Origin of the sequence: Streptomyces arenae (assembly GCF_022343545.1) — a bacterium.
Taxonomy (GTDB): domain Bacteria; phylum Actinomycetota; class Actinomycetes; order Streptomycetales; family Streptomycetaceae; genus Streptomyces; species Streptomyces humi.
This window is the reverse complement of sequence record NZ_JAKQYH010000006.1, coordinates 219790-233244: the sequence shown is the minus strand read 5'-3', so window position 1 is coordinate 233244 and position 13455 is coordinate 219790. Positions and strand designations below refer to the sequence as shown.

The following is a 13455-nucleotide window of genomic DNA, read 5'->3' as shown; positions in this document are numbered from 1 at the left end:
CATGGCCGTCCTCCAGCTGCTGACACGACTGCCGAGGCCGATGGACCAGGTCTGGCCCAGCCTCTCCACCCCGGAGGGCCTGGCCGCCTGGTTCACCCCCACGGACGTCCTGCAACCGAGACTGGGCGGCACGGTCACCCTCGGCGAGCTGGGCACCGGCACGGTCACCGCCTGGGACGTCGACCGCATCGCCGAGTACACGGTCGACCCGGGCGGCAGAATCCGCTTCCACCTGGAACCGGACGGCGAGACGGCCAGCATCCTGCGCTTCACGCACGAGGGCGGCACCGAGTCGGAACAGACCTGGCGAGCCCGTTTCGAACGCCTGGCCGCATCACTGCAATGAAAACAGGCGCGAAGCGCCTGTTTTCAGGGGCGCGGGGAACTGCGCGACCAGCCCCCCCGGGCCCGCGGCCTAAGACGGCGGCAGACACTCCGCACCCGGCGGCTTCCCCTCTGGCCACGCGATGGTCACGAACCGCGACCCACCCCCCGGCCGCAGCTCCACCACCGGCACCGCCTTGTCGTACGGATTCCCGTGCACGTCGAGGCAGATCCACCCGCTCGCCCCGTCCACCCGCAGCGGCCCCTTCACCTGCGGCCACTGCAAGCCCACATCGGCCAGCGTCGGCACCGACCTCCCCTCCGGCACCGCCTCCCGGATCCCGTGCACCGCGAGCCGCATCGCGTCGTACGCGATGATCAGCTGCCCGTCCTCCAGGGCCACCGGCCCGACCGGCCCCACCGGCGCCCGCACCGCGCTCTTCAGCAGCTCGGTCAGCGCCGCCATGTCCGCCGCCGATCCGCCCGTCCGCGGGCTGCCCCTGCCCCACGCGTCCGGATGGGCCAGCGCGGTGTACCGGACGGTGAGCGTCGGCCCCAGCACGTTGCGGTGCAGGCTCCGCTCCCCGGTCAGGTACGACCCCTCGTCCCCGGTCAGCACCGTGAACCTCCGGTCCTGGCACCCCCGTGCGCCCAGCGCGTTGATGAACTGCCGCAGCTGGGTGTGGCGTCCGGCGAACAGGACCGTGTCGATGGACCGCGGGGTGCCGCAGATCAGCAGGGCGATCTGCCGGAACGTGTTCGCGGTCGTCCCCTCCTCGCTGCGGTCGGCCGGCGGGGTGAACGGCTGCGAGAGGTGCGGAGACCCCTTGATGAGCGCCTCGAACGAGGTCTGCAGCGTCCGGGTGTACGGGTCGCCGGGGCGGTCGTACACCAGCATCGCCCGGCCCGCGCTGACCTTCGCGAAGGAGGCGAGGGCGTGCGCCTCGTCGGTGTTCGTCGGTGACACCCGCGCCAGGCCGGGGTAGGGGTCCCCGCCACCCTGCCCGTTGGCGAGGTCGTCCGCCGTGATCGACGACCCGATCACCGGAATCCCCAGCCGGGTCAGCTCCTTGACGGCCTTCATGTTGGCGTCGGTGCTCTGCCCGACCCCCGCCACCGCCCGCAGCCGGTCGGTGCCGCCGGTCATGGCGGCGAGCCGGGTGACCATCTCCTGCCAGTACCGGCTGGTCGCCCCGGGGTTGGCCAGCACCAGCCGGATCGCGGGGGACTCCCCGTTGGAGGCGTGGTTGGCCTGGTACTGGGCCAGGTAGGCGCCCTGGAGCTCGTGCTGGATGTCGGCGAGGTTCGCCGCCGCCGTCGAGGTGTACGGCAGCATCACCGCGACCGTGACGTAACTCCCGGCCTTCAGGCGGGCGTTCTCCCTGGCGATGGCCCGCACGGTGGGCCGCAGCTGCGGGTGCCCGAAGTCGTACGCCGTCGTCGCCACCCCCACGCACTCGTCGCTGCCCTCCGGCCGGGCCACCCCGGGCGCGCAGGAGCGGTCGTCGTGGGTGAGCGTGCGCACGCCGAAGAACAGGCCCGTCAGCAGGCACAGCGTGACCAGCAGGGCCAGATAGCGGCGCAGCGGGATCTCCCAGACACCTTCACGCAAGCACGTGCCCACGCCCCGCCCCGCCATCACGCCACCCCGCTCCGCTCGTCGTCGCCCTCGTCGTCGTCCGGTTCCGCCAGCGGCCGCCCCGCGAGCGCCGCCGCCGGCCAGTCCCGGGAGGCCCGCCACAGCAGCGCGTTGCCGGCCGGCCGCAGGTTGGACAGCTGCTCCAGTTCGAAGCGCAGCCGGTCGGCCACCTTCGGGTCGGGCAGCACCAGCGGATCGGCGAGCTGCCACACGGCGTGCAGCACCCGCCGTACCCGCAGGTGGAGTACGGCGTCCACGCCCTCCGGCACCGGCTGCCGCGCGTCCGTGCGGCCGAGCGCCACCGCCGTCCGCCGGTCGCCGTGGCCGGTGGAGTCGTGGCCCTCGGCGTCATGGGCGTGGAAGTAGGGGGCGGAGGCGATGAAGCGCAGGGTGCGCAGCCAGCTCCGGGCGTCCAGGAGCGCGAAGCCGTCGCGGAGGTGGGCGACCGAGGGCCCGGCCTTGCCGAGGGCCAGCTGGTGGTGGAGCCGGAAGGGGGCGAGCCGGTCGGTGCCCAGATACTCGGCGTAGTGCGCGATCAGCGTCTCGTGGGCGGTGCGCCAGCCGCTGTGGTCGGCGTCCCGCAGGTGCAGCCTGAGCAGCAGGAGCGTGCGGACGAACGGGTCGCCGACGAACTGGCCGGGTGCGGCCGGCAGCCCCTCCCGGGCCAGCCGGCTCTGCAGGGCCCGTACGTCGGCGGGACCGAAGTCGTCCGGGAGCAGCGCGGCGGCCAGTGCGCACGCGGAGTCGTGGTCGTGGGCGGCGGCGAGGACCGTCAGCTCCTCCAGCCGGTCCGCCGGGACCAGCCGGTCGAGGAGCTGGAGGTGCGCGGGCGCGGCCGGGCCCTCGTCGGTGAGCCGTACGCCGGCCGTGAGCAGTTCGCCGAGCGCGCCGGTCCGCTCCGGGTTCTGTACGGCCGTCTCGGCGAGCAGGGCGACGCCCAGCGGGTTGCCGCCGGTCAGCCGGTGCACGGCAGGTGCGAGCCGGGGCGCGCCGGGGGTGTCCACGAGGTGCAGGGTGTCGTCGGGGCTCAGCGGCGGGAGGGCGACCAGCAGGGCCCGCGAGGACGGCGCGGCCGCGTCCGGTGTCCATTCGGTGCGCCGGGCGACCTCGGGCAGCTCCCGCCGGACGGCGTTGCGCAGCAGCTCGCGGCCGTCGCCGCGGACTCCGGCGACGAACGCCACGTGGTCGGCGACGCCGTCGGCGCGGTCGCGCAGCACCGCGTCCAGCAGTGCCGGTCCCGGTCCGGTCTGGGCGTTGTCGACCAGTACCAGCGGACGGCCGAGCCGCTGCATGCGCGGCAGCACCCCCGTGTACGCCTCGGTCAGATCGGCGAGCAGGGCCCGGACGAGGTACCGCTCGGCGTGCTCGCGGGAGGTGCCGCCGGCCCGGAAGTGCCCGGAGAGCAGGATCAGTCCGCGCTGGGCGTGGCCGCCCGCGTTCGGGTAGCTGCGGTACCAGACCGACGCCTTCTGGTGGCGGCGGCTGGCGAAGCCCTCGGCGACCGACTCCAGGGTGGCCTCGATGGCGCCGGACACCAGCGGTCCGGTGCCGGTCGCGGCGGCCACCACCTTCGCGGCGACCTTCCCGGCCCACCGCCCGGCGAACCCGCTGATCCACGAGCCGCTCTCGCCCAGCAGCAGGATCCGTTCCACCTCGCGCCGGATCCGCTCCGAGTCGGCGTCGCCCCAGCCCCCGGCGGCCACCGCGACCAGGCCGGACATCAGCCGCGGGAAGGTGATCCGGCCGGCGCCCGTCACCGGTTCGGCGAGCTGTTCGGCGACGACCAGCAGGGCCTGCGCGAGCGGCGACCAGGACTCGGCGGGCCGCTCGGCGGGCGGCGCCGCGAACTGCGCCTCCGCGCAGTCGACCAGCGCGACCGGGGTGTGCCGCTGGTAGGCGTCCCGCAACTCGCCCAGCACCGCGCTCTTGCCGAGCCCCCGCGCCCCGGTCAGCACGACGAACGGCAGCTCGCCGGGGTGTTCCAGAGGATGGGTACGGTGCTGGTACGGCCGTAACCCGACGATTCTCGGCACGAGCCCGGCCGGCTCGACATCGAACAGCGCCCCTCGCCCGTGCAACCGTCTGTGCAAGGCAGTCCCCCCTCAACGCAAGTGTAGAAAGGGGGCGTTGCTTCGGGCCAGATCGCGTGATGACTGTTGGGTCACGAATCCTGACGCTATGAGATCAGCCGACGGTGATCGAGTTCAGTTTCTCCCTCAGGTAGACGTGCGAGTCCACCGGTGGATACGTCACCCGTCCGACCGGTGCCGGTACGGACTCGACGGTGGTGCCCGGGGTGCACTCGCCGAAATAGACGAGGGACATCAGCTCCTCCGCGGGGGCGTCGGCGGGCGGGGGGAGCACCCGGTGGCGGCCGGAACGCCAGCGGTCGCCGGTCCAACGGGCCATCAGATCCCCGATGTTGATGGTGAGGGCCGCCGGGTCGAAGGGCGCGTCCTCCCAGCCGCCGTCGTCGGTGAAGACCTGGAGTCCGCCCTTGCCGGCCTGCCGGTCCAGGATGGTCACCGTGCCGAAGTCGGTGTGCGGGCCGATCCGGAACTGCCCCGGCTCGGGCTCGCCGATGACGTCGGTCCCCGGGTACCAGTTGATGTTGAAGCCGTACGTCGGATGGTCCATGTGCCGGCTGAAGAAGTCCCGTTCGAGGCCGAGCGCGTACCCCAGCAGGGACAGCAGTTCCTTCTCCAGCTCCGCCATCCGCTCCAGGTACTCCTCGCAGAGCGTGCGCAGTTCGGGGATCTCGGCCGGCCACACGTTGGGCGCGTACCACTCGGCGTTGACCACCGGGTCCGCGAAGGGCTCGTGGGTCGCGAAGGTCAGCGACTCCTTCAGGTCCGGCGGGGTCTCGGTGCCCTCGGAGTAGCCGTTGGCCTCCGCCTTCGGGCCCAGCCACCCCCGACCGCCGACCTTCGCCTCGTACGCGGCCTTCGTCTCGGCGGGCAGCGCGAAGAACGCGCGGGCGGCCGCCCGTACCGCGGCGCGCAGCTCCGGGGCGACCCCGTGCCCGGTGACGAGCAGGAAGCCGGCGGTCCGCAGGGCCGCGTCGACGGTCCGGGCGGTCTCCCGCCGGCCGGCCTCGTCGCCGTCCAGCCAGGGCCGCAGGTCGATGGTGGGGATCCAGGGGCCGGAGCCGGCACTCGTGCTATTCACCGATGTCCTCGTTCCACAGAGCCGGGTTGGTGTCGATGAAGTCACGCATCAGTCCGACGCACTCCGGGTCGTCCAGCAGGACGATCTCCACACCGTGCTCGGCGAGCCAGTCGTGGCCGCCGTGGAAGGTGGCCGCCTCGCCGATCACGACACGCGAGATGCCGAACTGACGGACCAGGCCGGAGCAGTACCAGCAGGGGGACAGGGTGGTCACCATGGTGGTGCCCCGGTACGTCCGCTGCCGTCCCGCCGCGCGGAAGGCGGCCGTCTCGGCGTGCATGGACGGGTCGCCGTCCTGGACGCGACGGTTGTGCCCGCGGCCGAGCGGCTCGCCGTCGGCGCCGTAGAGCGCGGCCCCGATGGGGATGCCCCCCTCGGCGAGACCGGCGCGGGCCTCGGTGACCGCGGTGGCGAGCCAGGCGCGGGCCTGTTCCTGGTCCAAAGGCTTCATGACTTCACTCTCCTGTGGCCGAAACACCGGGGCAACGTGCGGAAAGTACCCTCCGGGCAACCCGCAGCCGGACGAAATGTCAGCGCCGCGCTCCGCGCCCTGGAGGTCCCCGTGCCCGCACTCACCCTCCGCGAAGTCCTGGCCCTCGATCTGGTGCTGGCGGCCCGCCCCGAACTGCTCGCCGGAGAGGACGCCCTCGACCGTCCCGTCCGCTGGGTGCACTCCAGCGAGGTCTACGAGGGAGCCAACTTCCTGGACGGCGGCGAACTGCTCCTCACCAACGGCTTCGGGCTGACCGACGCGGCCGAGGAGGTGCGCCGCCGCTACGTCCGGGAACTGACCGCACGCGGCGCGGCCGGTCTCGCGGTGGAGGTCGGCCGGGCCCTGCCCGCCATGCCCGCGGAGGTGACCGACGAGGCCCGCCGGCTCGGCCTGCCCCTGCTGGCCCTGCACCGGGTCGTGCCCTTCGTCCGGATCACGGAGGCCGCCAACCGGGCGATCGTCGCGCGCGGGCTGTCCGGGCGGTCGGCGGCCCTCCCCCGGGGCGACGACCACACGGCGGCCCTGCTGGCCGACCTGGCCGACCGGGCCGCGCTCAACCAGCCCGAGGTGGACGCCCGCGCGGCGCTCGCCGGATTCCGTCCGGGGCCGGGGGCGCGCCTCATCGGGGTGTCGGTGCACGGGCCGCGGGAGACCGGCACCGTGGACCGGGCGGTACGGCTGCTGGGCGGAGCCGCGGTGCTCCGGGCGGCGTTCCCCGGAGACGTCCTGGCCCTGCTCGCGCTGCCGGCCGACAGCCGGGGCACGGCCGGCGGCCCCGGGGCGGGCGACCCGGTCCGCGCCGTCCAGGAAGCCTTCCGCACGGCCGCCGCCCCCGGTCTCGGCGCGGCCTCGGGGCTTGGTGCGGCTTCGGGGCTAGGCGCCGCCTCGGGGCTTGGTGCCGCTTCGGGGCTTGGTGCGGCTTCGGCGCTAGGTGCCGCCTCGGGGCTTGGTGCGGCTTCGGGGTTCGGTGCGGCCTCCGGGGTTGGTACCGCCTCCGGGCTCGGTGCGGCCTTGGTCGGTGCCGCCGCCGGGGCCGCCGTCGTGTCCGGGATCACCGTCGCCGTCGGGCACGCCGTCGACGCCGGGGCGGGCTGGCTGCACTGGAGCGAGACCCTGCGGGCGGCGCGGGCCAGTCTGGAACTCGCGCTGACCGTGCCGCCCGCCGAACCCGGCCCGGCCAAGGGCCCGTTGGTGACCTCCGCCCGTGCCCTGGCCCTGGAACGCGAGCTGACCCGGGGCGGGATCGCCGCCAACCGGGACCGCCTCGCCGCCCTGGTCCAGGGCACCCTGGGGGCGTTGCTGGCCTGGGAGGCGGCACACGCCAGCGATCTGGTCCGCACCCTGGAGGTGCATCTGCGCCACGGCTGCTCCCCGACCCGCACGGCCGCCCTCCTGCACATCGGCCGCCAGTCCCTCTACCAGCGGCTGGAGCGCATCGAGTCGCTGCTCGGCCTGGAGATCGACGATCCGGACCTGCTGGGGGAGCTGCTGACGGCGGCCTGCGCGCACCGGGTGGTGCGGGGCACCGGCGCGGCCCGGTCACCGGGGCTGCGGACGGTGGCCTGAGACACCGGCCCGGGACCTCACCCGTTCGAGGCAGTCCCGCGCGGCACCCGAGGGCATCCGGGTGCGTGCCCCGTCCGCCGCGCACACGCTGGGAGCGTGGGCCACGGGACCGGCGGTGAGGCGATGATCGTGACGGTGGTGGCGGTGCCGGACGGCGACACCGCGCGCATCTCCGTGGCCGAGGCACGCCGCCGGCTCGCCACGGACCCGTTCCTGCTCCTCGGCGTCGAGCTGCCCGAGGAGGCGGACCTGACGGAGGAGCCGCTGGTCCGGCGGCTCGGCCTGGACGACGAGGACCTGGAGTGGTTCGGCCGGCAGGACGCGTCCCCGCGGGCCGAGTTCCTGGGCGACACCGCCGGGTTCGTCGTACCGGTGGTCCACGAGGGCGGGGTCGCGGCCGTGCATGTCCTGGCCTCCGACCGCCACCTGCTGATCGTCCACTGGGGCCGCCGGGCCGGGCTGGAGCGGGCCATCACGGCCCAGGTGCGGCGGGAACGCCCGCACGACACCGTGGCCACGCTGTTCCTGCTGCTCCAGGAGGCGCTCTCGACGTTCCGCCGGGCCGCGGTGGACGCCCTGCTCCAGGTGGAGGAACTGGAGGACGACATGTTCGAGGCGCGGCGCCCCGAGCAGATCTACCAGCTCTCCCAGCTGCGCCGCCACTCCGCCGTCCTGCACCACGCGCTGCTGCCCTACCTCCAGGGGATCGACGAGGTGATCACCCGCAGGATGATGAGCCGTGACTTCCCGGTGGAACGGCAGCGGCTCGCCCAGGAGTTCCAGCGGGCGGGGCGCCTGGTCCTCGCGGACATCGAGTCCCTCCAGGACGCCACCCGCCGGGCCTTCGCGAGCTACGGGTCCCTGGTCGCGGGCGAACAGAACGGTGTGATCAACCGGCTGGCCATCGTGTCCGTGATCTTCCTGCCGCTGTCGTTCCTTACCGGGTTCTTCGGCATGAACTTCGAGTTCCTGACGAACCGGCTGGAGACCAGGGACGAGTTCTGGCTGCTCGCCGTGGGCCTCCAGCTGGTCGCCGTGCTCGGTTCGCTCTTCCTGCTGCACCGCAGCCGCATCTGGCGCCGGCTCCGGGACGACGACTAGGTGTGCCGGGGCGCCTGTGCGCGGGTGCGTTTGCGCAGGGCCGTGTAGAGGAGGGCGCTCACCGTGAAGCCGATCAGGGGGGTGATGTCGCCGAAGGACGGCCAGTGCTTCGGGACGTATCCCACATAGTCCTCCTGGTTGGAGAAGAGCGGGACGGAGACCGCGACGCCGGCCAACAGGGCCGCCAGACCCGGCCAGTTGGTGAAGGTGGGGTCGGTCAGCCGGGCGGCCAGCTCCTCGTCGGTCGCGGTACGGCCCTGCAACCACCGCTCCACCAGGACCACACCCAGCCAGGGCGCCACCCAGTACGCGATGACCAGCAGGAACGCCTCGTAAGCGGCGCCCGCGTCGTCGAGCGAGGCCCAGGCCGCCGCCGTACCGGCGATGCCGGACACCACGACCAGCGCGCTGCGGCTGAGCCAGGTCGGCAGCCGCAGGCCGAAGGAGGCGATGGAGATCGCGCCGGAGTACACGTTGAGGGCGTTCGCCGAGATGCCGCCGAGCATGATGGCGAGCAGCACGAGGTCGCCGAGCCAGCCGGGCAGGTGGCCGGTGAAGGCGGCGGTGGGGGTGGCGTCCTTCGGGGCGACGGTGGTCGCCGAGGCCGCGCCGATGACGGCGACGATCGAGACGGACACGAACAGGCCGACGGCCGGCCACAGCACGGTCCTCACCTTGTCCGCGGTGCGCGGCAGGTAGCGGGAGTAGTCGGTGGCGTACGGGTTCCAGCCGGCCGCGTAGCCCCAGGCCGCGCTGAACGCGAGCAGGAAACCGCCGATGCCGCCGCCGGAGCCGCCCCCGCCGAGGTCGGCGTCCTTGAACGTCCACACCCCGGCGAGCAGGAAGACGACCGCGAGCGCCGGGAACGCGTACTTCTCGAAGGTGTGCACGAAGTTGTGGCCGATGAACCCGATCAGGATCTCCGCGACCACGACGAGGAGGAGGGAGGGGAGCGGGCGCAGGCCGGTCAGGGTGTTCAGGGCGAAGGCCGCGCTCACGCTGTTCACCGCGAACCAGCCGACGCCCGCGAGGAGTCCGTTGGCGGCGGCGGGCAGGATGTTGCCGAGGCGGCCGAAGGAGAACCGGCCGATCACCATCTGCGGGACGCCGAACCGCGGGCCGTCCAGCGACAGTACGCCCTGGGTGAGGGCGCCGAGCGCGGTGCCCAGCAGGATCGCGGCGGTCGCCGTCCAGAAGTCGAGACCGAAGAAGAGGACCGCGATCACGCCGATGTAGACGGTCGCGAACTCGATGTTGGGAGAGGCCCAGGTCCAGAGCAACTGGAGGGGGCCGCCGTGGCGTTCGGCGTCGGGGATCGGCTCCGAGCCCGCCGCCTCCACGGCGATGACCCGGTCGCCGTACGCGGGGGCGATACTGCTGGTGGAACCGGCGGGAGCTGTCGTCATACGAGGTAAGTGTCGGGTTCGCCCCCGCCCTGGCCCAGGGGCGCACTGTCCGTTTCGGACGGCTCACCGGCGTACAACCTGCACGCACAGAGAAATTCCGGAGGGCGCGTCGTCCTCCGGAAGTCCTCTGGCGGTACCTGCGGACCGGTCAGCCGTTGGTGCAGGTGTTGCCGGCGGCCGGGTTGAGCACGCCGATCAGGTCGATGCTGTCGCCGCACGCGTTGATCGGGATGCTGACCGGGACCTCGACGACGTTGCCCGACAGCAGTCCGGGACTGTTGGACGCGGTGCCGGAGGCGTCCGCGCCGTTGTCGGCGAAGGCTGCGGTGGTGCCGCCGAGGGCGAGGGCCGCGGCGACGGCGCCGGTGACGGCGAGGGAACGGATGCGCATGACTGCCTCCTGGGGCGTCGGGGTGGGGACGCGTCCATCACAACCGCCCGCCACCGGGCCCGCATGCGCTGCTGGGCCGATCGGTGCAATCGGCCCTTGTCGCCGAGAAGACCGCGCCCTACGCGGCGAGGCGCTCCGCCAGCTCCTTCGCCTTGCCGGCCGCCTCCTGGAGGGCGCGGTCACGGGACGCCTCGTAGAGCGGCACCAGTTCGGCCATCGCCGGGTTCTGCGGGGCCATGGTCAGCTCCGGGACGATGAAGTCGACCTCCAGGCCGAGGGCTTCGCCGAGGAGCGCGGCCAGGTAGTTCTGGACGTACTCGAACGGCTCACGGGGAGTGCCCGGCGCGTACGAACCGCCGCGGCTGGCCACCACGGTGACCGGGGTGCCCTTGGCGGACGGGTTCTCACCGCCGGTGCGGCCGAACAGCACGACGTTGTCCAGCCATGCCTTGAGCGTCGAGGGGATCGTGAAGTTGTACATCGGGGCGCCGATGAGCACCGCGTCCGCCTGCTCCAGCTCCTCTATCAGGCGCACGCGGGCCGCGAAGGCCTCGGCCTGCTCGGGGGTGTGCGTGGCGGGGTCGGCGAAACCGGCGAGGTGGGAGGCCGCGGTGATGTGCGGCACCGGCTCCGCCGCCAGGTCGCGGTAGATCACCGTGCCGTCGGGGTGCTGCTCCTGCCACGCCTTGCGGAAGGCGTCGGTGACGGTGCGGGAGGCGGACATCTCGCCGGGGAGGAGCGAGGAGTCGATGTGGAGAAGGGTGGCCATGGGGGAACTCCAGACAAAACGGGGCAGACAGCCCGACGCGTGACCGCGGGGCTGAGGATTCGTACTCAGCTATAGATAGCACAGGTACTTACTTTTTTTCACCACCTGATGGTGAGGCTGTACCCTGATCCCATGGCGGTGGAGCAGGCCCATGACCCGGAACAGTGCAAAGGCGTGGACGTCGGCATCACGCGCGTCTTCCAGGTGCTCGGCAAGCGCTGGAACGGCCCGATCCTGTCCGTCCTGATGGACCAGCCCACCCACTTCGCCAACCTGCGCCGCGCCATCCCCGGCATCAGCGAACGCATGCTCTCCGACCGCCTCGCCGAACTCGGTGCCGCCGGACTCGTACTGCGCGAGGTCGACGAGGGCCCCCCGCTGCGCGTCGCCTACCGCCTCACCCCGGCGGGCGCCGCCCTGGAGCCCTCCCTCAAGGAGCTCGGCCAGTGGGCGAAGGACCACCTGCCCGACGGCCCCGGCCCCTGCTAGGCCGCGCCCCGGCCCCTGCTGGGCCGCGTCCTGGTCCTCGGCCGGACCGCACCGGACCCGCGCCCGCCCGCCACAGGTCCCCAAGGGCAGACCCGAGGGCAACTTGCCCCGCACGGACCGGAATCGGCCGACCACCGCTCCCGGCGGTCCTATGCTGACCGGGTCTCAGGGGGAGCGGGTCGGCGTGGGAGGGATCGTGGCAGCTCTGGAGCCGGGCGACCCCCGCTCCGTCGGCGAGTACCAGTTGCTGAGGCGGCTCGGCGCCGGCGGGATGGGCCGGGTCTTCCTGGGGCGGTCACCGGGCGGCCGGGCCGTCGCCGTGAAGGTCGTGCACGCCGAACTGGTCGCGGGGCAGCCCGAGTTCAGGAGCCGGTTCCGCCGCGAGGTGGCGGCCGCGCGCAAGGTCAGCGGTGCCTTCACCGCCCCCGTCGTGGACGCCGATCCGGACGCCCCGCTGCCGTGGCTGGTGACCAGCTACATCGCGGGGCCGTCGTTGCAGCAGGCGGTGACCGAGCGGGGTCCGCTGCCCGCCGCCGAGGTGCTCGCGCTCGCCGCCGGGCTGGCCGAGGCGCTCACCTCCATCCACGCGGCCGGGCTGGTCCACCGTGACCTCAAGCCGTCGAACGTGCTGCTCGCCGAGGACGGGCCGCGGGTCATCGACTTCGGGATCGCCCGCAGTGTCGAGTCGGCGACGATCACCCGGGCCGGGCTGATGGTCGGCTCGCCCGGGTTCATGTCGCCGGAACAGGTCGCGGGCGGCGAGGTGACCGGCGCGAGCGACGTGTTCTCGCTGGGCGCGGTGCTCGCGTACGCGGCGACGGGCGGCAACCCGTTCGGTGACGGGCCCACGCCGGCGCTGCTCTACCGGGTCGTGCACGACGACCCCGACATCAGCGCCGTCACCGACCCGGCGCTCGCCGAGCTCGTCGCCGCCTGCCTGGTGAAGGACCCGGCGCGACGGCCGTTCCCGCGGGAGATCCTGACCCGTGTCGGGCCGGCGCCCGACACCACGGCCCTCCTCACGAGACCCACCGCGGACCCCGGGGCCGACCTCGGAGACCCGGTCCCGCGGCCCGCCGGCCCCGACTTCACGGGCCGGGTTCCGCCGGTGGCGAGCCCCGGGGCCGGGCGTCCGGCCGCGCCACCTCCCGTCGGCTCCGACGCCGACTTCACGCATCCGGCCGCGCGGCCCGCAGAGGAGTCCGGCGGCGGTACCGCGCAGCCGGCCCCCCGGCCCGCCGCGATCCACCCGGCCACCCGGCTCGACCCCGCCCGGCACCCGGTGTCGTACCAGCAGAAGCCGGGCACGAGCCGTCGTACCCTGCTGTTCTCCGGGGGAGCCCTCGCCGTCGCCGCGCTGGCGGCCGTGCCGGTCGCGCACCTCGTGAACCGGGGCGGGAGCAAGAAGTCCCCGCCGCGTCCCGGCCGTTCGGTCTCCGTGCCCTCGCCGGCCGACGCCTGGCCGCTGGAGGAGACCTCGGGCACCGTCGCCGCCGACGACACCGGCCGGTACGACGGCACGGCCACCGCGGTCGGCTGGGGGCGGGGAAAGGACGGGGCCGCGCTGTTCGACGGCGGCACCAGCCAGATCATGACCGCGGGCCCGGTGCTCCACACCGGCAGGGGCCACGGCTTCACCGTCTCGGCGTGGGTGTCGCTGAGCAGACTGCCGGCGTTCTTCGCCACCGCCGTCAGCCAGGACGCCGGTGACGTCAGCGGCTTCTACCTCCAGTACTCGGCCGCCGAGAACCGCTGGGCCTTCGCCCGCCCCGACCTGCGCGCCCTGTCGTTCACCGTGCCGAAGCCGGACGTCTGGACCCATCTGGTCGGCGTCTACGAGGGCCGGCGCAACCAGCTCCTCCTGTACGTCGACGGTGTCCAGGAGGCCGGCATCGACGACGGCGACCCGGTCGCCGCCGACGGCCCGCTGGTGATCGGCCGTGCCACGGCCGGTGCCGCCCCGTCCGACTGGTTCCCCGGCTCGATCAAGCAAGTGCAGGTGTTCCAGCAGGCGTTGACCGCGGCACAGGTCAAGGCCCTGTTGTAACGGCGACGGCCGCCCCGGTGGCGTGGGGAACGGGCCACCGGGACGGCAAGGGTGGTGCGGGT

Annotated in this window: 12 protein-coding genes; 5 read left to right on the top strand and 7 right to left on the bottom strand. The window is 73.5% G+C overall.

The genetic code is table 11. The annotated features are described in order from the left end of the window. The first annotated feature begins 1 nt into the window (after window position 1). On the top strand, window positions 2–346 hold the full coding sequence (locus tag MB828_RS03910; RefSeq protein WP_301646924.1) for an SRPBCC family protein: 345 nt from the start codon (window positions 2–4) through the stop codon (window positions 344–346). A gap of 69 nt (window positions 347–415) precedes the next feature. On the opposite strand, the gene MB828_RS03905 is transcribed toward MB828_RS03910, so the two are convergent. The 4 genes from MB828_RS03905 to MB828_RS03890 all read right to left on the bottom strand — a co-directional run bounded on the left by MB828_RS03905 (window position 416) and on the right by MB828_RS03890 (window position 5582). Further along, window positions 416–1963 carry a hypothetical protein gene (locus MB828_RS03905; protein ID WP_301646923.1) on the bottom strand — a complete coding sequence of 516 codons (1548 nt, stop codon included), beginning with the start codon at window positions 1961–1963 and terminating at the stop codon, window positions 416–418. Continuing rightward, window positions 1963–4053, bottom strand: coding sequence for a hypothetical protein (locus MB828_RS03900; RefSeq protein WP_301646922.1), 2091 nt, complete (start codon window positions 4051–4053; stop codon window positions 1963–1965). The genes MB828_RS03905 and MB828_RS03900 overlap by 1 nt, the downstream gene beginning before the upstream one ends. Before the next feature lie 94 nt (window positions 4054–4147). Beyond that, window positions 4148–5131: an isopenicillin N synthase family dioxygenase gene (locus MB828_RS03895; RefSeq protein WP_301646921.1), complete on the bottom strand. Its 984-nt coding sequence runs from the start codon at window positions 5129–5131 to the stop codon at window positions 4148–4150. Further along, the gene (locus MB828_RS03890) at window positions 5124–5582 is read right to left on the bottom strand and encodes a nucleoside deaminase (RefSeq protein WP_301646920.1); all 459 of its coding nucleotides are present in this window, start codon (window positions 5580–5582) and stop codon (window positions 5124–5126) included. The genes MB828_RS03895 and MB828_RS03890 overlap by 8 nt, the downstream gene beginning before the upstream one ends. Window positions 5583–5693: 111 nt before the next feature. Here MB828_RS03890 and MB828_RS03885 point away from each other — a divergent pair, with 111 nt between their 5' ends. Together MB828_RS03885 and MB828_RS03880 are read left to right on the top strand one after the other, a co-directional pair. Beyond that, a complete protein-coding gene (locus tag MB828_RS03885) occupies window positions 5694–7190 on the top strand; it encodes a PucR family transcriptional regulator (protein WP_301646919.1) in 1497 nt (498 codons plus the stop codon). 96 nt (window positions 7191–7286) lie between these two features. After that, the gene (locus MB828_RS03880; protein WP_301646918.1) at window positions 7287–8291 is read left to right on the top strand and encodes a magnesium transporter CorA family protein; all 1005 of its coding nucleotides are present in this window, start codon (window positions 7287–7289) and stop codon (window positions 8289–8291) included. Here the strand turns inward: MB828_RS03880 and MB828_RS03875 are convergent. The 3 genes from MB828_RS03875 to MB828_RS03865 all read right to left on the bottom strand — a co-directional run bounded on the left by MB828_RS03875 (window position 8288) and on the right by MB828_RS03865 (window position 10857). Beyond that, window positions 8288–9697 (bottom strand): purine-cytosine permease family protein, encoded by a 1410-nt coding sequence (locus MB828_RS03875; protein ID WP_301646917.1) that lies wholly within the window; start codon window positions 9695–9697, stop codon window positions 8288–8290. The genes MB828_RS03880 and MB828_RS03875 overlap by 4 nt on opposite strands. Window positions 9698–9845: 148 nt before the next feature. Then, complete coding sequence (locus tag MB828_RS03870; RefSeq protein ID WP_301646916.1) at window positions 9846–10088, bottom strand: chaplin; 243 nt, start codon at window positions 10086–10088, stop codon at window positions 9846–9848. 118 nt (window positions 10089–10206) lie between these two features. Beyond that, on the bottom strand, window positions 10207–10857 hold the full coding sequence (locus MB828_RS03865; protein ID WP_133027546.1) for an FMN-dependent NADH-azoreductase: 651 nt from the start codon (window positions 10855–10857) through the stop codon (window positions 10207–10209). Between the two features lie 132 nt (window positions 10858–10989). Here MB828_RS03865 and MB828_RS03860 point away from each other — a divergent pair, with 132 nt between their 5' ends. Both MB828_RS03860 and MB828_RS03855 read left to right on the top strand, forming a co-directional pair. Continuing rightward, window positions 10990–11346 carry a winged helix-turn-helix transcriptional regulator gene (locus MB828_RS03860; protein WP_301646915.1) on the top strand — a complete coding sequence of 119 codons (357 nt, stop codon included), beginning with the start codon at window positions 10990–10992 and terminating at the stop codon, window positions 11344–11346. Between the two features lie 196 nt (window positions 11347–11542). Beyond that, window positions 11543–13393 (top strand): protein kinase domain-containing protein, encoded by a 1851-nt coding sequence (locus MB828_RS03855; RefSeq protein WP_301646914.1) that lies wholly within the window; start codon window positions 11543–11545, stop codon window positions 13391–13393. Window positions 13394–13455 lie beyond the last annotated feature (62 nt).